The 23,814-nt window shown below is 36.7% G+C and carries 23 protein-coding genes; 12 read left to right on the top strand and 11 right to left on the bottom strand.

Going from position 1 to position 23,814, the window contains the following annotated elements:
* From AABJ44_RS07875 to rpsF, 7 genes are all read right to left on the bottom strand, one after another.
* Positions 1 to 1,317 (bottom strand): hypothetical protein, encoded by a 1,317-nt coding sequence (locus tag AABJ44_RS07875; protein ID WP_338368363.1) that lies wholly within the window; start codon positions 1,315 to 1,317, stop codon positions 1 to 3.
* Positions 1,314 to 2,927: an apolipoprotein N-acyltransferase gene (lnt, locus tag AABJ44_RS07870; protein WP_338368362.1), complete on the bottom strand. Its 1,614-nt coding sequence runs from the start codon at positions 2,925 to 2,927 to the stop codon at positions 1,314 to 1,316. Before lnt ends, AABJ44_RS07875 begins: the two co-directional genes overlap by 4 nt.
* A 139-nt stretch (positions 2,928 to 3,066) precedes the next feature.
* Positions 3,067 to 4,392, bottom strand: coding sequence for a replicative DNA helicase (gene dnaB, locus AABJ44_RS07865; protein ID WP_074644933.1), 1,326 nt, complete (start codon positions 4,390 to 4,392; stop codon positions 3,067 to 3,069).
* Positions 4,393 to 4,500: 108 nt separating this feature from the next.
* Positions 4,501 to 5,034, bottom strand: coding sequence for a 50S ribosomal protein L9 (gene rplI / locus AABJ44_RS07860; protein WP_074644934.1), 534 nt, complete (start codon positions 5,032 to 5,034; stop codon positions 4,501 to 4,503).
* A gap of 92 nt (positions 5,035 to 5,126) precedes the next feature.
* Positions 5,127 to 5,399: a 30S ribosomal protein S18 gene (rpsR, locus tag AABJ44_RS07855; protein WP_422100126.1), complete on the bottom strand. Its 273-nt coding sequence runs from the start codon at positions 5,397 to 5,399 to the stop codon at positions 5,127 to 5,129.
* A 77-nt stretch (positions 5,400 to 5,476) separates the two neighbouring features.
* The gene (locus AABJ44_RS07850) at positions 5,477 to 5,971 is read right to left on the bottom strand and encodes a single-stranded DNA-binding protein (protein WP_074644938.1); all 495 of its coding nucleotides are present in this window, start codon (positions 5,969 to 5,971) and stop codon (positions 5,477 to 5,479) included.
* Between the two features lie 32 nt (positions 5,972 to 6,003).
* Positions 6,004 to 6,297 carry a 30S ribosomal protein S6 gene (gene rpsF, locus AABJ44_RS07845; RefSeq protein ID WP_074644940.1) on the bottom strand — a complete coding sequence of 98 codons (294 nt, stop codon included), beginning with the start codon at positions 6,295 to 6,297 and terminating at the stop codon, positions 6,004 to 6,006.
* A 413-nt stretch (positions 6,298 to 6,710) separates the two neighbouring features.
* On the opposite strand from rpsF, the gene AABJ44_RS07840 reads away from it, so the two are divergent.
* The 12 genes from AABJ44_RS07840 (at position 6,711) to AABJ44_RS07785 (ending at position 18,712) form a co-directional block, all read left to right on the top strand.
* Positions 6,711 to 7,880 (top strand): ankyrin repeat domain-containing protein, encoded by a 1,170-nt coding sequence (locus tag AABJ44_RS07840; RefSeq protein WP_338368361.1) that lies wholly within the window; start codon positions 6,711 to 6,713, stop codon positions 7,878 to 7,880.
* A 15-nt stretch (positions 7,881 to 7,895) separates the two neighbouring features.
* Complete coding sequence (gene rsmD, locus AABJ44_RS07835; protein WP_338368360.1) at positions 7,896 to 8,447, top strand: 16S rRNA (guanine(966)-N(2))-methyltransferase RsmD; 552 nt, start codon at positions 7,896 to 7,898, stop codon at positions 8,445 to 8,447.
* Between the two features lie 144 nt (positions 8,448 to 8,591).
* Positions 8,592 to 8,948 (top strand): hypothetical protein, encoded by a 357-nt coding sequence (locus AABJ44_RS07830; RefSeq protein WP_177177762.1) that lies wholly within the window; start codon positions 8,592 to 8,594, stop codon positions 8,946 to 8,948.
* Between the two features lie 33 nt (positions 8,949 to 8,981).
* Positions 8,982 to 10,145, top strand: coding sequence for a tetratricopeptide repeat protein (locus tag AABJ44_RS07825; RefSeq protein WP_338368359.1), 1,164 nt, complete (start codon positions 8,982 to 8,984; stop codon positions 10,143 to 10,145).
* A 13-nt stretch (positions 10,146 to 10,158) separates the two neighbouring features.
* Positions 10,159 to 11,181: a dual-specificity RNA methyltransferase RlmN gene (gene rlmN / locus AABJ44_RS07820; protein ID WP_338368358.1), complete on the top strand. Its 1,023-nt coding sequence runs from the start codon at positions 10,159 to 10,161 to the stop codon at positions 11,179 to 11,181.
* Positions 11,182 to 11,301: 120 nt separating this feature from the next.
* A complete protein-coding gene (locus AABJ44_RS07815; protein WP_338368357.1) occupies positions 11,302 to 12,948 on the top strand; it encodes a glycoside hydrolase family 36 protein in 1,647 nt (548 codons plus the stop codon).
* Positions 12,949 to 12,958: 10 nt separating this feature from the next.
* A complete protein-coding gene (locus AABJ44_RS07810; RefSeq protein ID WP_338368356.1) occupies positions 12,959 to 14,449 on the top strand; it encodes a DUF6937 domain-containing protein in 1,491 nt (496 codons plus the stop codon).
* 34 nt (positions 14,450 to 14,483) lie between these two features.
* The gene (locus tag AABJ44_RS07805; RefSeq protein WP_338368355.1) at positions 14,484 to 15,146 is read left to right on the top strand and encodes a TetR/AcrR family transcriptional regulator; all 663 of its coding nucleotides are present in this window, start codon (positions 14,484 to 14,486) and stop codon (positions 15,144 to 15,146) included.
* The gene (locus AABJ44_RS07800) at positions 15,143 to 16,570 is read left to right on the top strand and encodes an MFS transporter (RefSeq protein ID WP_338368354.1); all 1,428 of its coding nucleotides are present in this window, start codon (positions 15,143 to 15,145) and stop codon (positions 16,568 to 16,570) included. The genes AABJ44_RS07805 and AABJ44_RS07800 overlap by 4 nt, the downstream gene beginning before the upstream one ends.
* Positions 16,571 to 16,667: 97 nt before the next feature.
* Positions 16,668 to 17,390: a DUF3298 and DUF4163 domain-containing protein gene (locus AABJ44_RS07795; RefSeq protein WP_338368353.1), complete on the top strand. Its 723-nt coding sequence runs from the start codon at positions 16,668 to 16,670 to the stop codon at positions 17,388 to 17,390.
* Positions 17,391 to 17,554: 164 nt separating this feature from the next.
* Entirely contained in the window at positions 17,555 to 17,758 is a 204-nt protein-coding gene (locus tag AABJ44_RS07790) for a heavy-metal-associated domain-containing protein (RefSeq protein ID WP_022931398.1), read from the top strand.
* A gap of 3 nt (positions 17,759 to 17,761) precedes the next feature.
* Complete coding sequence (locus AABJ44_RS07785; RefSeq protein WP_338368352.1) at positions 17,762 to 18,712, top strand: D-2-hydroxyacid dehydrogenase; 951 nt, start codon at positions 17,762 to 17,764, stop codon at positions 18,710 to 18,712.
* 94 nt (positions 18,713 to 18,806) lie between these two features.
* On the opposite strand, the gene AABJ44_RS07780 is transcribed toward AABJ44_RS07785, so the two are convergent.
* The 4 genes from AABJ44_RS07780 to AABJ44_RS07765 all read right to left on the bottom strand — a co-directional run bounded on the left by AABJ44_RS07780 (position 18,807) and on the right by AABJ44_RS07765 (position 23,813).
* Entirely contained in the window at positions 18,807 to 19,925 is a 1,119-nt protein-coding gene (locus AABJ44_RS07780; protein WP_338368351.1) for a cation diffusion facilitator family transporter, read from the bottom strand.
* A 134-nt stretch (positions 19,926 to 20,059) separates the two neighbouring features.
* A complete protein-coding gene (locus tag AABJ44_RS07775; protein WP_338368350.1) occupies positions 20,060 to 22,048 on the bottom strand; it encodes a glycoside hydrolase family 31 protein in 1,989 nt (662 codons plus the stop codon).
* Positions 22,049 to 22,215: 167 nt separating this feature from the next.
* A complete protein-coding gene (locus tag AABJ44_RS07770) occupies positions 22,216 to 22,926 on the bottom strand; it encodes an ABC transporter ATP-binding protein (protein ID WP_338368349.1) in 711 nt (236 codons plus the stop codon).
* Positions 22,926 to 23,813, bottom strand: a complete 888-nt coding sequence (locus AABJ44_RS07765; RefSeq protein ID WP_338368348.1) for an ABC transporter ATP-binding protein — start codon at positions 23,811 to 23,813, stop codon at positions 22,926 to 22,928. Before AABJ44_RS07765 ends, AABJ44_RS07770 begins: the two co-directional genes overlap by 1 nt.
* Position 23,814 lies beyond the last annotated feature (1 nt).

Below are 23,814 nucleotides of genomic sequence, written 5' to 3'. Positions count from 1 at the left end.
TTAATTCATCCTTGAGAAAATATTGATATTCTCAGATTTTTTTATAAATGTATAAAACAATCCATTAATAGAACTGCTATTTTTTACTACTTCAAACTCTTCATTATAATCTTCATAGAGTGGGATAGTTTTTATATTATTTAATTTTGCTACGTAATGAAATAAACCATCTTTATGATTTATTTCTATTTCAATCACAAAGTTTTTTTCATTATTTATTGAAATTTCAGATAATTTTGGATTTATATATGGTTTAATATTTTTATAGTCTTCTAACAGATTCCATTTATTCTCTGAAAATATATATATTCCAATATCTTTTATAATTATCACTATTGAATCATTAAAAAATTTATTCTTTTCAATATAAATAAATGGAGTAGTTTCATTACTGCACAAAACAGTTTTCTCAAAACTTTGAAGATTTGTATCAGCTACAATTGAATAAATATTTTTATTATCTCTTGATATAATATTTATTATATTATCAACCTCAAACACATCGCGAATATTATCTGTATCTAACTCAATAGATAATTCTTTAAGGATTATTTCATCTGTATAAGTAATCTTTTTAAATGCTTGTCCGTCTGAGAAGAAACAAACTGGTTTGTCATCAAACAAATAATAGTAATTTTCGCTATCTGTTATTTTAGTAATTGTCTCGTTGTTATTCTTTAATACAAATGCATATGGATTATTATTAGATATAAATAATCCATAAAATGATTCATTTAGTTCATTATTTTTATAGATCGTAAAACTTTCAATTTTATAACCTGAAAAAAGATAATTATCATTAATGAAATCAGACTTAGGATTTATTGTCTTAGATAACAGATTATCATTTTGAGATAAATAAACTGTTATTTCATCTGAATCAGAAATTGTGAAATCTTGTAACACAACATTATCCTGTTTAGGAAATGGAATTATTTTTGAATAATAACCTGTATAATCAGCACCTGACATAAATATAAATATATTATCTTCTTCTAAGTTTGTTTGAGAAATTGTGCCTGCAAAACAAATTACTTTGCGTCCATATTTTTCTTTCTTTAAAAAAGGAGATGTCGCTTTTATAGTTTCATTATTTGCAAAGAAGTTAGTTTTCACACAATCTTCCTCGTTAAAATGATTTTCAACATACATACTTACTTCAGAATCATCGGTTTTGTATAAAACATAACACTTTCCATCGGTATTTTGAATTAATACTATGTCTGAAATATTTCTCTCATCCTGATACTCAGTTGAAAAAACGTTCATAACAACAGAAATTAATCCAAGCAATAATAAAAACAGCTTCTTTTTCATTTCGCTTTCCTTCTTTTTATCTTTATGATTTTATATATAAAACTTAATGTACAAATTAATACAGAAACAATCCCGGTAAGATCTCCAATTACACCATAAATTGTCCTTTTGGGATTTTTAAGCATGGGAACATTTACAGTTATTACTCCACTAGTAAATGGATCTAACATTTCAACAATCTTTCCTTGTTGATTAATATAAACTGTTTGTCCTGTTACAGAAGATCTTAGGAAAGGTAATCTATTTTCCACAGCTCTGAATACTTCCATAGCTAAATGCTGTTTCTGACATACTATACTTTTACTCCATAAATCACTTGAAATAGAAAGAATAAAACTTGGATGTTTATTCATAAAATGTCGAACATCATATCCAAATGATTCTTCAAAACATATTGGAGTACAAAACGAAATGTCTTGTAATGGAAATGTGATTATCTCTTTTCCAGAGGAAAAAACGCTTGAAAACTTTAAAAATTTATTATTACAAAAATTTACAAAAGGTATCTTTTCTATAATTGGAACAAGATGTCTTTTTTTATATACATCTATTTTTGCGGGAATAGTTTTTGTTTTATTATCTAAATAACAAGATATATTATATGCTTTATATGTAAAAATACCATTGCGTGTTGTATCGTATTCTAAACTTGTAGAACCAAAAACAACTGGTATATTTATATCATAGAAAAATTGTAAATAATCAATAACATCCTTATGCATATCTGAAGGTATAGAATCTTCAGGATTCAATAAAATTCTTGGTCGAACAGCACCTTCGGGAAAAACAATTAAATCTACGTTTTCATTTTCTTGAATCGCATCAGAAACCAATCGTTTATAAAAATCTAAAATCCCATTATTTTTATCATTATAATAAATTGATGTATCTAAATTGTTTTGAACAAGACAAATTGTTTTTTCTGTATCTGTTATTAATTTGCTTTTTAATTGAGTTGAACCATAAGCAATCAAAGCAATAAAAACAGAAATGTATCCAATTAAACTTAATTTATGTTTCTTAATAAAAGAAATCTTTTTATCTTTATAATTTATAAAAGAAAAAAAGAAACATGAAGGAAATATTATTACAAAATTTAATCCATGAACACCAAACAATACTGCACTTTGTAATAATACAGGATTATTCCATTGACTGTAACCAATAACTCCATAATTTACGCCAAGGAAGCCCAATGTTCTCAAATATTCAAAACTACACCATATTAAACATTGTATAATAAAACTATAATCTTCAAAAAGATCAAAAGATATTTTTAATAAAACAAATACAACTGCGTACAATAGTCCTTCATATAAAGCTACTAATACTAATGCTATTGGATGATAATTTAGGAGCCATAATGCATATAATATACAGACTGAAATTCCATATACAAAACCACAGACACAACTCTTTGCTATTGAGCATCTGGATAATATAAATAATATTGGAATTAGCATTAGCCATGCAAAAAAACTAATTCCATTTAATATAAATGGATTTGGTTGAGAAAGTATAAATAAAAATACAGATACAAGAAGACTTATTGAAATAATAAATACTTCTGAAATAAAATTATTGTTTATAAACCTAGTATTTTTAAACATAAAAAAACAAAAGGATTATAAAGGTGAGAATAATAATATGTCAAGAAAGATTCTTCTTTATAACAAATATTTATTGAAAAAAGTTACATAAAAAAATAAGAATTAGAAAAATAACCAAGGTTATTTTTCTAATTTTTTATTACGCTTCATCAGCCTTATTTTCAAATTTACTGTATGACGGAAGGAAGATAATTGGAATATCACCAGTTGCACCGTTTCGCTGCTTGGCAAGAATAATTTTGGCATCCTGTGCTGCAACTGAATCACCATCTTTAATACGATCACGGTGAAGGAACATTACAACGTCGGCATCCTGTTCAATAGATCCTGAACCGCGAAGCTGTGCAAGGTTCGGCTCTTCACCTTCTGCTGAACGCGCAACCTGACAGAGTGCTACAATCGGAATTTCGAGCTCACGGGCAAGTGCTTTAAGAGATTTTGAGATTTCGCTGATCTGTTCCCACTGCTCTTTTTTATTGTCATCAAGGGTAATCAAACCAATATAGTCTATGAAAATAACTTTTACCTGCTGATTTTTAACCATACGTCGTGCAACAGCACGGATATCAAGCAGCTTCATGTTAGGAGTATCAACTGTATAAAGAGGTGCTTCGAACCAGCGGCCTGCTGCATCCTGAATTCTCTTTACATCATCAACCTTAAGCATACCTGAACGGATTTTCTGCATTGGTACTCTTGCTTCCTGAGCAAGAAGACGCATACCGATTGATTCGTAAGGCATTTCAAGTGAGAAGAATCCACATGGAATATTTTTTTCGCAGGCAATATTCTGAATCATTGAAAGAGCAAGCGCGGTTTTACCGATAGATGGTCGGGCACCAATAATAATAAGTTCGGAATTCTGAAAACCTGATGTATAGGTATCAAGCTTTGCAAAGCCGGTAGGAACACCGGTAAACTGGTTTTTACTCTTATAACGCGCTTCAATCAGTTCGATTTCTTTGAACATGATGTCTTTTGCAGAATAAACCTGGGTTGTTTCGTTCTTTTCTGCAAGTGCAAAGATTCTCTGTTCTGCACTGTCCAGAAGTGCATCAGCATCTTTTTGTAAATCAAAAGAAGATGCCTTTAATTCTGAAGAAATTTTTATAAGGTCTCGTCGTGCAGCACGATCAAGAACCATGTTTGCATAATAATCAATATTTGCTGCGGAAGGTACGGTATCTGTAAGTGATGCTATGTAAGCTGCACCACCCGCCTGCTCGAGCTTTCCTTCAACGGTGAGTTCGTTAATAATGGAAATAGTATCACCAGTTGCATTCTGAGCAAAAAGCTTAAGCATTGCTTCGTAAATTATCTGATTCTGAAGAGAATAAAAGCGGTCTGCTTTAAGAATAGAGACAACCTCTGCCATAGCAGTCCAGTTTAAGAGAAGAGCTCCTAAAACTGCCTGTTCTGCTTCAATATTGTGTGGTGGAACTTTATCTTTTAATTCAGCATCCATTTTTAATTCTCCCTGTTCTTAGTATATATGCATTTACAGATAAAAAAAAGTCGGAAATACAATGTATTACCGACTTTTTTTCGTAGAGGCTGTTTAAGGCCTTACAAATTATTCAGCATCAGCAGCTGGAGCTTCTTCCTTTGCAGGTTCAGCTTTCTTTTCTGCCTTCTTTTCTGCAGGAGCAGCGCCCTCTACAGTCTGTGCTTTTACAGCAACATGGATTTCAGCAGTCTGTGCTTCATAAAGTTTAATTGTAGCCTTGAAAGTTCCAACAGATTTGATTGTTGATCCAGGAATTTCAATTCTCTTGCGCTCAATTTCGAATCCGAGCTTAGCAAGTGCTTCTGCAACAACGTTAGCTGTAACAGCTGCATAAAGTTTTCCGTTAGCTGCTGCTGGCATTGTAAGTTCGATAGAAGCTGCTTCGAGCTTTTCTTTGAGGCTTGCAGAGTCCTTTCTCTTCTGCTCTTTACGAGCTTCGATTTCAGCTTTGCGGCCTTCGAAAATTGCTACTGTTGCCTCGTTGTAAGGTACAGCAAGATTACGTGGAAGAAGGAAGTTGCGTGCATATCCGTTAGCAACGTTCTTTACGTCTCCCTCTTCACCGAGTGCTTTAACGTCTACGTTAAGAATTACTTTCATTGTAGTTTCCTCAAGCTCCTGTATTTTTTATAAGCAGATGGCTCGGAGTATAAGCCGGCTGCTGGTATCCCGAACTTAATTCGGGAAATATTTTAGTCAGCTACATAAGGAAGAAGACAGATTGAGCGAGCTCTCTTAATAGCTCTTGCAACTTCACGCTGGTGCTTTGCACAAGTACCTGTGATGCGGCGTGGAAGAATCTTACCACGTTCTGTCATATAGCGGCGGAGTGCATCTGCATCCTTATAGTCAATCTTTGCCTTGTTAGCACAGAAACGGCATACCTTCTTGCGGAAGTATGTCTTTCCCTTTGCGCGTCCGTCACGATCTTCTTCGCGACCTTCTGAAGCAGTAGCATCAGCCATTGCTGCTTCCTGTGTCTGTTTTTCTTCCATTTCCTGTGTATTCTCTTCAGACATAATTTTACCTCTTAACTAGTCAATTAGAATGGGATATCTTCCGGGAAATCACTTCCAGTATCACCGTATGGTTCAGACTGATAGCCGCCCTGGAAACCACCATTACCACCATTATTTGCCGGCTGGAATCTTGGAGCACCCCCTGCCATTGGACTTGAACCGCCCTGGCTGTTATCTCCACGTCCGCCGAGCAACTGTACCTGGTCAGCAACAATTGTTACCCTGCTCTGCTTCTGTCCATCTTTTTCCCAACGGTCCTGCTTTAAGTGTCCTTCAACACAAATCTGTTTTCCCTTGGTAAGATATGGTTTTAAGTTCTCTGCGGTTTTACCCCAGATAGTAATGTTGAAGTAGTTTACTTCTTCAACCCACTGGTCACCGTTTTTCTTGCTTCTATTGACAGCAATACTCACATTGGCTCTAGCCTGTCCGTTTCCAACATAACCGAAACTTCTTTCATCAGAACCAAGATCCTGTGTGAGACGGCCGATAAGTACAACATGATTTAAGTCTGTCATTAAAAGCTCCTTTCCGCATTTAGCGGCTTATTCTACTTAGATTCTCTTTCGTCGAGTTTTACAAACTGATACTTCAAAAGATTCATATTGATTTTGAAATCTTTTCCAATTTCAACGATTTTTGAAGGATTAAGCTTCATAGTGTAAAGAACAAAACGTCCCTTCTTCTGTTTGTTGATCTGGTAAGTAAGGTCGCGGTCGCCGAATGCTTTTTCTTCTTCGATTTCAGCGCCGAATTTAGCGAGAGTGCTTTTTACGTCGTCAGCACCTTTTTTTGACTTTTCATCATCGAGTGGATAAATAGTCATAAGTTCATACTTTTTCATAAGTATCTCCTATAAAAAATTTATTAGGAGGTAGCGATACGGCTTTATAAAAGAGTATCTAGTTCCTCCTTATGGATAAAGAGAATCATATTTCAGATTCCCAAGGGGTGTTTTGTAAATATATCAAAAATAAATGATTCAGTCAATTTATAAAGCGGGCTGCATTAAAAAGACTTAAAGAACTTTTGGCGCGAGGGAGCAGATTTGCAGGGCAAAAAGACTTTGTTTGTGGCTGCCGCGGGAGCGGCAGTATAATAGTTTCTATACCACAAACAACGTCTAGCGCAATATTGCGCGTTTTTGTCCTGCAAATATGAGACCGGGAGCCAGGTGTTCGATAATTTTATAATAATGCAGAAGTCCTTTCTTTTTATATATTGCTGATTTTATATGATTCAATTATAATTTATTACATGATTTCCTTTAAGAGAATTATCTTTATTCTTACAGTTATATTTTTTATTTCTCCTCTATTTTCATATTCATCCAGAAAAAAGGTAAAAGATGATGATGCTGCATTGCAAAGACAGCAGGAGCTTATGGAAAAACGTGCTCAGGCAGAAGCAGAAATTGAAGCGAGAAAAAAAGCTGCTGAGCTTGCAGAACTGGAAAGAATTGAACAGGAACGTCTTGAAGCTGAAAGACTTGAAGCAGAAAGAATAGCTGCTGAAAAAGCTAAAAAAGAGGCAGAAGAAAAAGCTGCAAAAGAAGCTGAAGAGGCTGCCCTAAAGGCTGCAAAGGAAGCTGAAGAAGCTGAAAAGCGCAGACTTGAAGAAGAACGTCTGGAAGCAGAAAGAATAGCAAAAGAAAAGCAGGAATTACTGCAGCAGCAGATGAAAAAAGAGCTGGAAAATCAAAAACAGACTCCTGATAAAAATAGAAAAGAATATCTTAGTGATTATATCGTTTATGATTTTGATACAATTGATGATACAATTTCAGATGATATAACCTATAACCGTATTGCAAATCCTGATGAAAAAGATGTCGCTGGAAGAACACTTCTTATGCGTGCTGCAAAAAATGGAAATGAATGGGAACTGAAGCTTTTACTGGAATCAGGTGTAAATGTAAATCTTACAGATGAAGATGGCTGGACTGCTCTTATGTATGCTGTAAGATACAGTGAAGCACTGGAATGTGTTGATGCACTGCTTGATGCAGGTGCAGATGTATCTGTAAAAAATAAATACGGTTCATCAGCACTTGTTCTTGCTTCCTGCTATAATGGAAATCCTCAGATACTTACAAAGATTCTTAAAGAGTATAAAAGTTCAGACAAAGAAGTCTTACGTTCTCTTATATTCCTGCTTTCAGAACAGAATATTTCTGAAAGACAGCAGGTAACAAAGCTCCAGCTTTTTATGGACAAGGCAGTTCCGTTAAATGTTCTTTATGAAGGAAAAACGCCTTTGATGTATGCAGCTCAATATGGTTCATCAACAAAGGTTATAAAAATCCTTCTGGAAAATCAGTCTTCTGTAACACTTCGTTCTACAGAAGGAAAAACAGCATTTGACTATGCAATGAAAAATACCAATCTTGTTCATGATGAGAACTACTGGGCTTTAAACAAACGATAAAATAAAAGGTACAACATGAGAATTACCGGTGGAAAATTAAAAGGAAGAATTATTAAATGTCCTGATGGTGTTATCAGACCCGCAATGGACAGAATGAGAGAATCAGTTTTTTCAATTATTGGAGATTTGTCTGATAAATCCTGGCTGGATCTTTTTTCCGGCTCGGGTACAATTGCCATTGAGGCAGTTTCACGAGGTTCAAAAGATGTTGAGCTTTGTGAAAAAGATAAGATAAAAGTTGGAACTGTTCTGGAAAATGTTTCTATTACAGAAAAGGATTGCGGCGTAAAAATTAAATGTCATTTTATGCCGGTAGAATATTTTATCAAACGTTGTAAACGTTCTTTTGATTTTATATTTTTTGATCCACCCTTTCCTTACAGATTTCATGAGCAGTTAGTGCAGCAGTGCGATCAGAATAATATGCTGAATCAGACTGGAACAATTATGGTTCACAGACCGGAAGAGCATTTTATGCCGGATACAATTGGAAGACTTGTAAGAACCGACCAGAGAACTTATGGCCGTTCAATTGTGGATTTTTATACATATCCAAAATCTGAATAGAAAAATATAACAACTTATTAAAAATATAGGGTAAAATTCCTATTTTACAATCTTAAAATAGCCTGTATTTTTTTAGCCAAAATAAATTTCTTTTTTTGACATATAAGAATTTTATGTTATAATTATAATATATTATTGTAAATTATGAACGATAGAAAAAGTTTAGAAAAAAAATTTACTGATGCAGTTCAAGAGCAAAAGATTCCGGACGGTTTCATAAAAGTAACCGATAATCCGGTTGAAGGCCTTAGTTCCGAGCAGAAGGTTATTCTAAACAGAAAAGCGAATATCATGTTCAATAATGGCAATATCGAGGATGCCAGAAGAATCTATATTACTACAGGTTATTCTGATGGTCTTACTCGTGTGGGTGATTATTATATGAACAAAAATGAAAGCTTAAAAGCCTTAAAAGCTTACTATCTAGCCCATAATAAAAGAGATGCTGAACCGATTTATGAAAATCTGGCAAAAGTAATCTCTACAATTATAAATGATTAGAACCAAAAAAGACCTAAAAAATGGAGTTTAAAAATGGATAGATTTAATCAGCCAGAAGATATTATTGTACCGGATTCTTTTTCATCACCTTCTGAAACAGACAACAAGCCGGATGAGATAACAAACAAAATATCTGATCTTTCAAAAAAGGGTTACCAGCTCATTAAGGAAAATGACATTCCTGGTGCAAAAAAAGCCTTCAATGAAATTCTCGAAATTGAAGAAAACAACAATTATGCACTCGTAGGACTCGGGGATACTGAACGAAAACTTAATCGTTTTAACGATGCTATCTCCTACTACAAAAAATGTCTTGAGTATTATCCTGCAAATAATTATGCACTTTTCGGTCTTGCAGACTGTTATAAGGCATTAAACCAGTATGCAAAAGCTATTGATATCTGGCAGCAGTATCTTGTTCATGATGATAAGAATATTACTGTAATTACACGTGTTGCTGATGCATACCGTAAAATTCATGATTTCAGAAAATCTAAGGATTTGTATCTTAAAGTTCTCGAAATGGAAAAGGACAATGCTTATGCACTCATCGGTCTTGGCCATTTGAATTACGACTTTAAGGAATATAAAGAAGCTCTTTATTACTGGACCCGCATTTACGAATTAAATGATAAGAATACTGTAGATATCCGTGTTCTTACTGCAATCGGAAACTGCCACAGAAAGCTTAAGACATTTGAAGAAGGTACAAAGTATTTTGAAATGGCACTTGAGCGTGAGCCTGCTAACTTCTATGCCCTCTTTGGTCTTGCAGACTGTTATCGTGGTATGAACCAGCAGTTCAAATCAATTTTCTATTGGAATAAGATTCTTGAAATAGATCCTAAAAACAAGGTTATCCTTACACGTGCAGGCGATGCTTACCGTACAACAGGAAACTATCAGGAAGCTAAATCTTACTACAACAAAGCTCTTGAAATTGATTTCGATATTTATGCAGCAATTGGTCTTGCCCTCATCTGTAAAGGTGAAGGAAATAACGAAGAAGCTGCAAAACGTTTCGAAAATCTTATCAAGAATGACCCTCGCAACGGCCGTCTTTATGTAGACCTTGCAGAGTGTTATGTTGCAATGAACCGCAAACAGGATGCGATTAAAGTCCTCAGCGATTACATGAAGATGGACAGCCGCAATATTGCTGTTCGCAACACTCTTGATAAACTTCAGAGAAACTAATACATTCTCTCTTATGAATCAGATTGTTTTAACAGGACTCCTCCCCGCTGAAATTTGTGAGCAGCTTGAGCTGTCTCAGAAATTCCGGGGAACTCAAATTTTTAAATGGGTTGGCAGCGGCATCACAGATTTTGATGCAATGACTAATCTTAGTGCAGACCTTCGTAATTCTTTAAAAGAAAAAGCCCTTCTCCGCTCTTCAACTGTAAGCAATGTATTAAAGGATCCTGATGGAACAATTAAACTGCAGATATCCTTACACGACGGAAATGCCGTAGAAACAGTTCTTCTTACAGACCGTGAAGGAAGAAAAACTGCCTGTGTTTCCTGCCAGGCCGGCTGTGCAATGAAATGTGCTTTCTGTCAGACAGGAACTCTTGGACTTTCCCGAAATCTTGAAGCTGGTGAAATTGTAGAAGAATTCTTATATCTGGAAAGTATAGCCGGAAAACTCGACAACATCGTATTTATGGGTATGGGTGAGCCGATGCAGAATCTTGAAACAATCAGAAAGGCTATAGAGATTCTCTGTCATAAAGACGGCCGTGCTCTTTCTTCAAAGCGCATTACCCTTTCTACCTGCGGTATAGTAAAAGGTATTTATGATTTAGCTGATAACGGACCTTCAATAAGACTTGCCGTTTCTCTTACTACAGCAAATGAAGATTTGAGAAAGGAACTTATGCCTGTTGCAAAAGCAGATGCAAACTCACTTGCTGAGCTTAGAAAAGCAATCGCATATTATGCAGAAAAATCCGGCAAACGAGTTACTCTTGAAGCAGCTTTAATGCATGATAAAAATACTGATGATGAAAGTGCACAGAATATGATTAAGTTTGCACGTGGAATAGATGTTAATATAAATCTGATTCCATGGAATCCAGTTTCTACACTTCCGTTTGAAGAGCCTTCAAAAAATGAAGTAAGCCGATTTGTTGAAAAGCTTGAAAAGGCTGGCCTCAATGTTACGCTTAGAACAAGACGCGGACGAAAAATCGGTGGAGCCTGCGGACAGCTTGGAAAAACAAATCAATAATCAGAAATCAGTAATAATTCTTAAAGAATTTATTTGACATTTTAATTTCCTGTGCTATTATTATCATAGTGATAGTATTACTATCACTATGATAAATTATAAATTGGCAGGAATACCAGAATGAAAACTTATACAGTCCATCAGGATTATTTTGCTGAAAATAACTCTGTAATAGATGTTTTACATTTAGATGATTTTGTAGATGCGGCAAAATATCGGGTTGATAATGCCTGTATCAACATTGGTGGCTGGCAGAGCTGGAATCCTTGTACAGAAGTTTTTCCTGGTAAAAAGCAGCCTCGTCTTAACTGCCGTCTCATAAAACAATGGAACGCCTATCTCGTATTTCCACAGTCTGGCCACAAACCTTCCAGAAACATAGTTCTCGGGCAGTTTGTAACATATCTGCGCTGGAACGATTTATATCTTGTATTTGCTTCTGTAGGAAATGTAAACGGAACTCTCCCACCCGTTCAGTTTGTATTTAACCGTTCACAAAATACCGTCAGCTTCGAAATCTGTGATAAAGGAAATAACTGGAAAACGGGTGATGTAACAGGACGAATCGAAATCTTTATTGCTCAGTCTTATTTTGAATGCAAAGATAAACTTGCTGCAATTTTCGGAAAAGAGCATTTTAATTCGGTAAACTGGCTTGGAAAAAATCCTGCAGGCTGGGAAAGCTGGTACAATCATTATGCAAATATCAACCAGAATCTTATTAAAGAAGATTTGAAAAAGCTCTCTGGAACAGAAAATATTATCAGTCTTGGAAACTATTCTTCAAAAATCTTTCAGATTGATGACGGATGGGAAAAGGCCCTTGGTGACTGGCAGACAAATCTCGAACGCTTTCCGGAAAACTTCAGTGAAATAACCTCTGAAATCGAGAAAGACGGATATATTCCAGGCCTCTGGCTCGCCCCTTTTATTATTGATTCCAGAAGTAAAACAGCAACTGAACATCCTGACTGGCTTTTGAAAGACCATAACGGAAAACTTGTTCCAGCCGGATACAATCCATTATGGGGAAAAGACGGAACTTTCTATTGTCTCGATCTTAGCCGCGACGAAGTTATTGCTCATCTTGATTCAATAATGGAATCAGTAATTAACAAATGGGGCTTCCGCTATATTAAACTTGATTTCCTTTATGCCGGAATGCTTTATGGAAATTATGCTCAGCAAACAGCTTCGTATAAACTATTTACAAGAGCACTTAAAACAATCACCTCAAGAACAGAAAATAAAGACGGTAAGCCTGTTGCTTATCTTGGCTGCGGCTGTCCATTTGAACTTTGTTTTAAATACCTTCCGCTTTCAAGAATCGGCTGTGATACATATGAAAAATGGAAAAATCCTATGATGCGTTTCCTCCGCTGGAATGGACGCAATGAAGCCTATCTTAATGTCGTAGATACTCTTGGACATGCTCTATGGGACAATACAATTTTCATTAATGATCCTGATGTTGTATTTGTTCGCGAAGAAAACTGCACTCTTACAGAAAATCAGAAACTTCTGATTGCAGGTATAAACAGCATGTTTGGAAGTCAGTTCATGTATTCAGATGATCCGGGACTTGCCGGTGAACCTGAAAAGCTTCTTACACAGAAGATTTTTGATTTCATCAAAAAATATGATGAAGAAGAATTTGGAATTAAACAGACATCTGAAGATATTTATGAAATATTCAGCAAATCTGGAAAATACAAAGGTGAAGTAAATCTTAAAACAACTCACCTAAAAATGTCTGAGAGAGAATAAGGAGAATAAAATGACTATATTTGGAAATAAAATAAACGGATCAGTTTATAAAAAAGCTGTAAAAACACAGAAGAAGTTTATCAAAAAATTCGGAAATGACCGCAATACAGAATATCATCTTGAATTGAAAGACAATGATGTACTTACACCACCCTTCGGCTGTCAGACAATTGTAACAAATCCATCTTCTTCTGAAGATACATTTGCATCAAAACTTCCTGAAAAGCCGCTTATTATCGGAAACATCAGAATGGGCTTTGGTCATTACAGAATCTCAATGGCAATGGCCAGTGCAGCAAAGGCTCTCGGCTATACACCGCTCTGGATGGATCTCAACTCTTTCCCTGAAACAACCTGTACAAAAATCATTTCATATCAGAATAATCTTTATTCTATGGGAAGCAGACTTTCTCAAAAGTTTAAACTCTTCAACAAAATGATTTGGGAGCCATTAAACTACGAAGGCTTTAAGAAACTTTCATACAATGCCGGTGACCAGAAAACTGCAGAACTTATGACTCCTCTCTTCCGTGAAATTCCAAAAGATACTCCGTTCATTGCAACTCACGTATGGCCAAGCCAGGCTGCTATTCATGCTGGAATGAAGAATGTTGTAAATGCAATTCCAGACAACTGGCCAATGGCACTTCATTTAAGTGAAGGTGCAATTCATACTGTACAGACTTTTAATTCTTACTGGGGTTATAGAACTCTGCATGGATTTGATGGTGAGAATATCATGAATCCTATGGGCGACGGAGACCTTATCTGGATTGGTCACTATATTGATCATGAACTTGTAAGCAATATTGAAAAAGACTGTGAAGCAAGAATCGCCCGTGCAAATGAAGGAAAGCCTATCCGCTTCCTGTTTACAATCGGTGGTGCCGGTGCTCAGGGAGAATTCTTTGCATCAATTATCAAGACTCTTCTTCCTTATGTTAAACAAAACAAAGCCTGCATTTACCTGAACTGCGGTGACTATGAAAATGTCTGGAATATGCTTCAGAATATGATTCCGGAATTTGCTGATGGTTCAGTTCCTGTTACAAAACATTTCAATGACTGGAATGAAGAACTTGAGTTTGCTAATAAAGCAATTGATGGATTTGATACAGATGCCGGAAGTGGAATTCATGCGTTCTGTAACAAAGATATTTTTGGTGCTGTTTATATTACAAACCTTCTTATGAGAGCAAGTGATGTTCTTATAACAAAACCAAGTGAGCTTGCTTTCTATCCTGTTCCAAAGCTATTTATCCGCCGTATTGGTGGTCACGAAATGTGGGGAGCTATTCATTCAGCTGAACTTGGAGACGGAACTCTTGAATGCGAAACACCTGAATATGCATGTCAGATGGTTAAGCTTCTTATGGAACAGCCGTCTCTTATTGAAGGTATGTGTAATAATATTATTGCTCAGAAAAAAATCGGAACCTATGATGGAGCCTATAAGGCAGTAAAAATTGCTGCTGGTGAAATTCATGGCCGGAATTTATAAAAAGTAAAAATAAAAAAGGAGGACGCGTCAAATTATGACTGCTGTAGAAAAACTCGCTGAAGAACGTGATGAACTCAAAAATGCAAGAATCGAAAGAATCCTGCAATCAGCTTTTTCACTTTTTTCGCATACAGGAATTGATGCAATTGCAATGACTGATATTGCAAAGAATGCCGAAATTGGTGTTGCATCGCTTTACCGCTATTTCGAAACAAAAGACGAAATTGCAATAAGAACTGCAATCTGGGCATGGGAAAATCAGAAAAATATGATTATTCCTATTCTTGATGATACAGGTTATTACCAGAAAAAAGGTATTGATCAGCTTGATGAAATATTTGATTTATTCTGTAAGTTGTATCAGTCTGAACCTGATTTTTTCAGATACATATATTTCTTTGATGCATATGTAGTATGTCAGAAAATTGAACCAGAAAGATTGATTCCATATCAGGAAGTAATTCAGACTGTTCAGAAAATTATTTGTGAAGCAATTCATAAAGGTATTGTTGATGGTTCCATTTCATCTGAATACAAAGATAGTGAATGTGAACTTTACTACTCTCTTATGCATACATATTTCTCTGCTACACAAAAATTGAGTCTCAGCGGAAAAATGTTAAAGATGGACGAAACAAATAATGATATCCAGCAGCTCAAGCTTCTGGGGAAAGTTTTAATTGGAGGCTTAAAATGAAAGCACTTACAAAAAAAATAATGTGGTGTTATGCCATTGGTCAACTTGGCTGGTCTATCATCAGCGGTCTTATCGGTTCATGGCTTGTATATTTTTATCAGCCTAACCAGGAAGCAATCAATGATGGTATGATTTCTCTGATTCCTCAAGGACGCGTTGTGCTTGGTGTTCTGACTTTAATCGGTCTTGTAACAGCAATTGGCCGTGTATTCGATGCCGTAACAGATCCTCTTGTCGGCAACTGGTCTGATAACTGTAAGCATAAGCTTGGCCGTCGCATTCCATTTATGAGATGGTCTGCACTCCCTCTTGGTATTGTTTTTGTTCTTGTTTTCTGTGCTCCAGTTCAGGCTGTAAGCGGAATAAACACCGTATGGCTTTTTATTACTGTTCTTGCTTACTACTTCCTCATTACATGTTATTGTACTCCATATACATCACTTCTTGCAGAACTTCCAAATAATCAGGAAGAAAAACTTAAGCTTTCAATGTGTATTTCCCTTACCTTCATTGTAGGTACCTGTATCGGTTATACAGCTCCAATGATCTGGGGTGGACTTATCGGCGGAGGTATGGCAAGAGTTCCTGCTATGAGAATTACTTTTGCAATTCTTTCTGCACTTGCAACTATCTTTATGCTTGTTCCAGCCTTTGGAATTAAAGAAAAAGATTACTGTGATGTTGTGCCTTCTAATTCAAATATGATGACTTCCCTTACAAAAACTTTCAAGAATAAGGATTTCAGAATTTTTGTAGGACAGGATATCATCTACTTCTTTGGACTTGCAATGTTCCAGACTGGTCTTCCATTCTTTGTAACTAGTCTTCTTCAGTTACCGGAAAGCATGACAACAGTTATGTTCGGTGGACTTACACTTCTTTCTCTTGCCTTCTATCCGTTTGTAATTAAGATGTCTAAAAAATGGGGAAAGAAAAAGCTTTTGATTGCTGCATTCATCGGCTTTGTTTTGACATTCGGCTTTACTGCCCTTTCTGGCGAAAAACTTGGATTTATTCCGGTTTACGTTCAGGCTGTAATTATTGTAGTACTTGGTTCTTTCCCACAGGCTATCTTTGGAATTATCCCACAGACTATCGTTGCAGATATCGCTCTCGAAGATGAAGTTGAAACTGGTGAATCAAGAAGCGGTATGTTCTATGCTGCAAGAACCTTTGCTATGAAGTTCGGCCAGTCTCTTGCAATGCTTATGTTCACTTCTCTTGCAACAATCGGTATTTCTGAATCTGCTTTCATTGAAGCTGCTGCAGAAACTTCTGAAAAGGCTGCAGGTTCTCCACTAGGATACAGAATTGTAGCACTTGTTGCTTCTGTCTGCTGTATTATCGGTGGTCTTATTATGGCTTTCTTTAATGAGAAGAAGGTTATGTCTACCATTGCTAAAGTAGAGAATACAGCTGAATAAATTATGAGCCGGGTATAAAATCCCGGCTTTTTTATAAGTATTTCTGTACTTCACCTGAAATTCATATTATAATAATATAAAAAATAAGGAAACTTTTATGACTACTACTAAAACTTTACATTACCTCTTTATTGTTTCTATTGCCTTTCTTTTTGTTTCCTGTGCTTCTCTTCCAGGTACAAACAGAAATTTAAGATTTACAGAGAAATATCAGACTGTCGAATTTGAAGAAAATCTGAATTATGTTGAAACGAATATCAAATATCCTCAATTTGATAAGCTGCCTGATTTAAATAAAAGAATTGAAAATACAGTTCTAAATAACTGGAAAAATTTTAAGTCTTATTCAAGAAAAGAATATAATGATATTGTTGCCCTTAATTCCCGAGGAAACTCTAAATTGCCTCCTTTTGAATATAATGTTACATATGAAGTTACCGGTACAAAGGAAATTGTCAGTGTACTTTTAAATACATATATATTCAGTGGTGGTGCTCACGGAACAACAAATCTGATAAGTTTAAATTATAATATGAATACTAAAAAATATATCAGTATTCTGAATGCAACTGATATGACTTATAACGAAATCTCTACCCTTTGCAGGAATCACTTATATAAAAAACTGATTGATGATAATAAAGCAGCAAAAAATCCAGCTGAAAAAGATGCTTTGCGGGAAATGATAAATATGGGCGCATTCCCACAGGCCGGAAATTATGAAATATTTACTGTAGATGGTGCAAGGGTTTATGTATACTTTGAACCATATTCAGTAGCGCCATATTCATACGGAATTCAAAAAATACAAGTTAAGTAGAGCTAACTACATCGTTTTAGTTTGTCCTATAATTGTACAAAACGCTACACTTCTAGTATTTTAGTGAATTAGCTGATGAATTTATATTGAACAAAATATATATTTATTTTATATTTGATTAACTTACATTTGAGAGTTGATTATTTAATTTATGAGGTTTTCTTATGCAGAAAAAGATATATGTAGTTGGTATGTTTGATGATGGAACAGCAGGAAAAGTACAGGCTGCAGTTTCAGCAGTAGCAGGAGTTACTAACTGTGTTGCTAACTGTGAAAAATCTCAGGTACTCGTAGACTATGATGATGCAGGAGCAGAAGCTGCTATCAATGCTGCAATCTCTGGCTGCGGTGTAGACGTACTCGGCTAATCTATGATTAAACTTACAATTCTAGATGGTCATGCGGTAAATCCGGGTGACCTACCCTGGACTTTTTTAGACGGCATTGTTGATTACAATGTATATGAAAGAACTTCTCCAGAAGAAGTAATCGATCATATCGGTAATTCAGATGCCGTTTTTCTTAACAAAATTCAGATTACAAAAGAAATTTTCGATGCCTGCCCTAATCTTAAATACATCGGGGTTCTTGCAACAGGCTATAATGTAATTGATTTGGAATCAGCTCGTGCTCATGGAGTAACAGTAACAAATATTCCTGCCTATTCTACTGAATCAGTTGCTCAGCATGTATTTTCGTTTATCCTTTATTTTACAAATCAGGTAGCTCAGCACAGTGCTTCTGTAATGGCAGGAGACTGGGTAAAATGCCGTGATTTCTGTTTCTGGAATGGAAGTCTTTCAGAGCTTTACGGAAAAACTCTTGGTATTTTCGGTTATGGAAATATCGGAAAAAAGGTTTGTGAATTAGGAAAAGCTTTTGGAATGAATGTTATTTGCTGTACAAGAACTCCAAAAGAAGGCATGCCGGAACAAGTCAGCTTTGAAGAATTATTAAAGCGTTCAGATTTTCTGACACTTCACGCACCTCTTACAGAACAGACTAAGAATATTATAAATAAAGACAGCCTTTCTCTTATGAAAAAGTCTGCTTATCTTATAAATACAGCCCGTGGCGGCTTTGTTGTTGAACAGGATTTAGCAGATTGTTTGAATAATGATGGAATTGCTGGCTATGCAGCTGATGTACTGTTTCAGGAACCAATGGCAGCAGACTGTCCTCTCCTAAAAGCAAAAAACTGTGTAATTACTCCACATATTGCCTGGGCGCCACGAGAGACCCGTAAGCGCCTGCAGGGAATTGCGGAAGAAAATCTTAAGGCATGGATTGCCGGAAATCCGATAAATGTTGTCAGCAAATAGTCGGCAAGCACAGCTTGCCTCTGAGCCGTTCTTTCGATAATCCTAAACTGGCCCGCTGTCGCAGCCCAGTTTTTAACGGATTTTCGATTTTAGGCTAATCACTAATATCAACGTCAAACTGTACCTGAACATCGTAGTCTGGGAATGCATCGCGTACGTCCTGGACTACGTGATTAAACATTTCCTTCATGCTCAGAGAATCAAAAGAAACAATAATATCAAATCTCATCTTCTTAGCCTGCTCGTCTACAAAGAAGCCGTGCATCTGAAGAATCTCTTTATGTTCCATAACAATTTTGCTGACACGTTCACGAATCTGAGCTGCAGAGTTTTCATGAGTATTTACTGAATAGATACCTATTGCACTCATTGCAACTCCGTGTTTTAAATAAACTTCGTTTGCAATTTTTCGTGACATAGCATCAATTTTATCTGCAGACCAGGTATCAGGTACTTCTATATGAGCTGAACCAACGTGCATGTCAGGACCGTAATTATTCAATACTAAATCATATGCGCCAAGAATTTCTTTATCACAGGAAATAATTGTCCTTTTTATATCTTTAGAAAGATACGAATCAACACGTTCTCCAAGAATCTTACTGATAGTTTCGCGAAGAGTTTCAATACCGGCCTTTATGATAGCAAAAGAAATCAGAACACCAAGATATGCCTCGAGAGAAACGTTCCAGATAAGGAAAACAGCCGCAGCAATGATAGTAGATGCTGAAATAATTGAGTCCATCAGGGCATCCTGACCGCTTGCAATAAGGGAATCAGAGTTTACTTTTTTACCGCTTCCTTTTACATAAAGTCCAAGAATAATCTTTACTATAACTGCCACACTGATGATTACAATTGAGGCTGTATTATATTCTGGGGTAACAGGATTTATGATTTTCTTTATTGATTCAATACAAGCGGTAAGACCAGCGTAAAGGATGATTACGGCAATTACGAGCGCTGTAAGATACTCTACCCGTCCGTGACCGAATGGATGCTTTTTGTCTGCTGGTTTTCCGGCCAGTTTTGTACCTACAATTGTAATTACTGAAGAAAGCGCATCACTAAGGTTGTTTACAGAGTCCATAATGATAGCGATAGAATTGGTGATTATTCCGACAAAGGCTTTAAAAGCAGATAAGAAAATATTTGCCAGAATACCGATTATACTGGTTCGGATGATTATTTTTTCGCGATTTGGAGTTCCCATAAAAAATAATGTACTCCGTTTAACGAATAATGGCAAGTCGACAGATATTTAAGTATTTTGTCATTGCGAGGAGCCCTTGAAGGGCGACGTGGCAATCCATGGATTGCTTCGGCTCTGCCTCGCAATGACTTTGATTAAGAACGTTTAAAAACAGGAATACTTTCAAGCGGAGCCTCTACTGTAATTGTCTGCCCGCCATCGTAAACTTTTCCGTCATGAATATTTTCCCATTTACCTGCAGGAAGATATACGTCACGTATGAAAGTCTGTGGTGCAAGAACTGGCGCTACAAGATATTCAGAACCAAACATATACTGATCTTTGAGGTTCCAGCATTTTTCGTCTTCAGGGAACTCGTAGAACATAGTTCGCATTGCAGGGCTTCCGTTTTCACTTGCTTCTTTCATAACTTTTGTTACATAAGGTTTGATTTTTTCACGGAGCTTAATCTGAGCTTCCATGATCTTCTGAGGGCCTTCACCGTATGACCAGATTTCGTTGTCTCGGCCTGTGAATAAGTGTCCTCCACCGTAACCCCGCTGCGGATCTTTATCGAGTAATGGAATATCGTGCGGATCGCGGTCACCGTGCAATCTTAAGATTGGAGTAAATACAGCCCATTCAAACCAGCGAACAAGAAGTTCCTTAAACTCTTCTGTGCGAACATCACCGTACATAAAGCCGCCAATATCAGTTGTCCACCAAGGAATACCGGCAATACCCATGTTCAAGCCTTCACATACAGAAGTTCTGAAACATTCCCATGTAGACTGAACATCACCATTCCAGATTACCTGATTGTATTTCTGGCTTCCTACCCAGGCACAGCGTTCAAGGTTTACAATGCTCTTCTGTCCCATAGCCTTCTGACCTTCGTAGAAAGCGCGGCTGTACATCTGAGGATAAATATTTGCAACCTGAAGTCCGTTTCCCATCTGGTATCTGTAGTTACCAAAATCATAAATGTTAAGGTCAGGTTCAGAGTTATCAAGCCAGAACATATCAATTCCGTAATCAGCATAATTCTTTTTACAGATATCCCAGAGGTATTCACGTGCTTCCGGATTTGTTGCATCAATTGCAAGACAGTCGCCTTGCCAGTCAAAGCTCTGGTTACTTCCACGGTCTGCACGAATCAGATAACCCTTTTCCTGCATTTCATAGAAGTGAGTAGATTTTTTATCAACATTAGGCCATACAGAAACCATAACTTTAGTTCCCATTGCATGGAGCTCATCACACATTGCTTTTGGATCAGGCCAGTATTCCTTATCAAAGAACCAGTCTCCCTGACGTGGCCAATGGAAGAAGTCGATTACGATAACATCGAGATGAATGCCCATTTCTTTGTATTTACGGGCAACTGTGAGAACTTCTTCCTGTGTACGGTAGCGGAGTTTACACTGCCAGAAACCAAGATAGTCTTCTGTGAGTGCTGGTGCACGTCCTACAACTGCAGTATAGTTTTCTACGATTTCTGCAGGAGTATCAGCAGCAGTAATCCAGTAGTCCATTTCTTTTGTGCTGTCTGCATGCCATTCTGTAATGTTCTTTCCGAATGTAACTCTACCAACAGCTGGATTATTCCAGAGGAAACCATATCCAAGATTTGATAAAGCAAAAGGAATAGAAACCTGGCTGTTACGCTGAGCGAGTTCTAGAGTACAGCCTTTCATATCAAGATATGGTGCCGGATATTGACCCATACCAAAGAGTTTTTCTTCATCATTTGGATTAAAGCGTACTGTAAGTGAATAATCTCCGCCTATGATTCCCTGATATTGACGGCTGATGATTTTTGTACAGCAGCTTTCCTTTGTTGCAGTTGGATCATACTGGCGGTAGTATTCCTGCAAAATAAGTTTATCATTTTTATAGAATGAAATTACGCCATTAAAATTCAAACGTGCTTCAAGAATTCCATTTGAGATTGAAGCTCCATTTTCTGTTACGTTGATTTTTGCAGTTCCGTGATTGATTTTTTCTGTAAGTGCAACATCATGATCAATAAATGCACTTTCAAGTGTACAACGAACTCTAAGAGAATTTTTTCCCCATGGTTCGATAAGAAGTGTTTCGTTACCTTTTTTGAATACTAAAGAATTTTTTGCTTCGTAAAACATTTTGAAGCCTCCTATTCTCTAGTATAACATGAAAAATACAATTCTACTGTAAGAGAATTATTTGATTATTGTATAATTCTATTATAGATTCCCGGGACAAACCCGGGAATGACATGCATTTTTATACTTAGGAAGGACTGTCACCTTCGGTCTTGCTCCGAAGGTCTTTATTTCTTTTTTCCGAGGTATGCTTCGCGAACTGTCGGGTTCTCAAGTACCTGTTTGCCTGTGCCGCTGAGGACTATTTCACCTGTTTCGATAACGTATGCGATGTCGGCAGTTTTTAATGCCATATTTGCGTTCTGTTCAATAAGAAGCACTGTAACACCGCTGTTATTGATTTCACGGATGATATCAAATATCTGCTGTACTACAAGAGGTGCAAGTCCCAATGAAGGTTCATCCAGCATAAGAATTTTTGGCTTACTCATAAGAGCTCGTCCAACAGCAAGCATCTGCTGTTCACCACCCGAAAGGGTTCCTGCAAACTGCCATGAACGTTCTTTAAGACGTGGGAACAAATTAAATACCCATTCAAGGTCTTTTTCGATGGCCTTTTTATCATTACGAAGATAAGCACCAATTCTAAGATTTTCAATAACTGTCAGGTCAGAGAAAACATGTCGTCCTTCAGGGCTAAGTGCAATTCCTTCTGCACAGATTTTATTGATAGGAAGTCCTGTTATTTCCTTTCCATCAAGTTTGATTGAGCCGCTTTCAGCTTTTACGAGTCCACTGATTGTACGTAACAAAGTAGATTTACCGGCACCATTTGCTCCAATAAGAGTAACGATTTTTCCATCTGGAACTTCGATATTGATACCGCGAAGAGCTTTGATTCCGCCGTATGATACATGTAAGTCTTTAATTTCAAGCATTATTCGGCCTCCTCTTCTACAGCATATGGCTTGTCTGAATAATCACTGTCTTCTTCTGATTCACCAAGATAAGCTGCAATTACATCAGGATTATTCTGAATCTCATCTGGAGTTCCCTGTGCAATAAGAGCACCAAAGTTCAAAACGTAGATTCTGTCAGAAATATCCATAACAAGATCCATGTGGTGTTCAATCATAAATACAGATAGATGGAAGTCTGTACGGATGTGACGGATAAAGTCTGTAAGCTCTGCAGTTTCCTGTGGGTTCATACCGGCTGCAGGTTCATCAAGCAAAAGCAAAGTTGGATTTGTAGCAAGAGCACGTGCAATTTCCAGACGACGCTGAAGTCCGTATGGAAGCGAAGTACAAAGTTCATCCTTTACATCGTAAAGCCCGAGAATCTTCAAAAGTTCGGCAGTTTCTTCGCGCTGCTTTTTCTCTTCTTTCCAGTTAAGGCGGAAAGTTGCAGAGAAAACATTTGAAGTGCGGCGAAGGTGTTTTGCAATCAGAACGTTATCAAATACAGTCTGGCTCTTCCACAAACGGATGTTCTGGAAGGTTCGAGCAATTCCAAGCTTTGTGATTTTGTCTGGAGTCGGTTCCAGGTGACCATTGAATACAGTTTTATCTTTTCCTGCATAAAGTTTTTTCATCTTTCTGCGGGGATGATTTTCTACAATCTTATTTCCGTTGAACCAGACTGCTCCGTTTGTTGGTGCATAAACTCCGGTTACAACATTGAATGCAGTTGTCTTACCTGCTCCGTTTGGTCCGATAAGAGATACAATTTCTCCTTCGTTTACTTCAAGAGAAAGATTGTCAACGGCAACTACACCGCCGAACTGCATTGTTATATTTTCCATTTTCAAAATGTTCATATTCATT

Origin of the sequence: Treponema bryantii (genome assembly GCF_036492245.1) — a bacterium.
GTDB classification, from domain to species: domain Bacteria; phylum Spirochaetota; class Spirochaetia; order Treponematales; family Treponemataceae; genus Treponema_D; species Treponema_D bryantii_C.
The sequence above is the reverse complement of the archived record's forward strand: the minus strand, read 5'-3'. Positions and strand labels throughout refer to the sequence as shown.

Coding starts and splice junctions, on each gene's coding strand:
- AABJ44_RS07825 (WP_338368359.1), top strand. CDS start 8,982: ATGGATAGATTTAATCAGCCAGAAGATATTATTGTACCGGATTCTTTT.
- lnt (WP_338368362.1), bottom strand. CDS start 2,927: ATGTTTAAAAATACTAGGTTTATAAACAATAATTTTATTTCAGAAGTA.
- AABJ44_RS07875 (WP_338368363.1), bottom strand. CDS start 1,317: ATGAAAAAGAAGCTGTTTTTATTATTGCTTGGATTAATTTCTGTTGTT.
- AABJ44_RS07810 (WP_338368356.1), top strand. CDS start 12,959: ATGACTATATTTGGAAATAAAATAAACGGATCAGTTTATAAAAAAGCT.
- AABJ44_RS07790 (WP_022931398.1), top strand. CDS start 17,555: ATGCAGAAAAAGATATATGTAGTTGGTATGTTTGATGATGGAACAGCA.
- AABJ44_RS07795 (WP_338368353.1), top strand. CDS start 16,668: ATGACTACTACTAAAACTTTACATTACCTCTTTATTGTTTCTATTGCC.
- AABJ44_RS07830 (WP_177177762.1), top strand. CDS start 8,592: ATGAACGATAGAAAAAGTTTAGAAAAAAAATTTACTGATGCAGTTCAA.
- AABJ44_RS07765 (WP_338368348.1), bottom strand. CDS start 23,813: ATGAATATGAACATTTTGAAAATGGAAAATATAACAATGCAGTTCGGC.
- dnaB (WP_074644933.1), bottom strand. CDS start 4,392: ATGGATGCTGAATTAAAAGATAAAGTTCCACCACACAATATTGAAGCA.
- AABJ44_RS07850 (WP_074644938.1), bottom strand. CDS start 5,971: ATGACAGACTTAAATCATGTTGTACTTATCGGCCGTCTCACACAGGAT.
- rpsR (WP_422100126.1), bottom strand. CDS start 5,399: ATGGCTGATGCTACTGCTTCAGAAGGTCGCGAAGAAGATCGTGACGGA.
- rpsF (WP_074644940.1), bottom strand. CDS start 6,297: ATGAAAAAGTATGAACTTATGACTATTTATCCACTCGATGATGAAAAG.
- AABJ44_RS07770 (WP_338368349.1), bottom strand. CDS start 22,926: ATGCTTGAAATTAAAGACTTACATGTATCATACGGCGGAATCAAAGCT.
- AABJ44_RS07780 (WP_338368351.1), bottom strand. CDS start 19,925: ATGGGAACTCCAAATCGCGAAAAAATAATCATCCGAACCAGTATAATC.
- AABJ44_RS07840 (WP_338368361.1), top strand. CDS start 6,711: ATGATTTCCTTTAAGAGAATTATCTTTATTCTTACAGTTATATTTTTT.
- AABJ44_RS07815 (WP_338368357.1), top strand. CDS start 11,302: ATGAAAACTTATACAGTCCATCAGGATTATTTTGCTGAAAATAACTCT.
- AABJ44_RS07805 (WP_338368355.1), top strand. CDS start 14,484: ATGACTGCTGTAGAAAAACTCGCTGAAGAACGTGATGAACTCAAAAAT.
- AABJ44_RS07785 (WP_338368352.1), top strand. CDS start 17,762: ATGATTAAACTTACAATTCTAGATGGTCATGCGGTAAATCCGGGTGAC.
- AABJ44_RS07775 (WP_338368350.1), bottom strand. CDS start 22,048: ATGTTTTACGAAGCAAAAAATTCTTTAGTATTCAAAAAAGGTAACGAA.
- AABJ44_RS07800 (WP_338368354.1), top strand. CDS start 15,143: ATGAAAGCACTTACAAAAAAAATAATGTGGTGTTATGCCATTGGTCAA.
- rlmN (WP_338368358.1), top strand. CDS start 10,159: ATGAATCAGATTGTTTTAACAGGACTCCTCCCCGCTGAAATTTGTGAG.
- rplI (WP_074644934.1), bottom strand. CDS start 5,034: ATGAAAGTAATTCTTAACGTAGACGTTAAAGCACTCGGTGAAGAGGGA.
- rsmD (WP_338368360.1), top strand. CDS start 7,896: ATGAGAATTACCGGTGGAAAATTAAAAGGAAGAATTATTAAATGTCCT.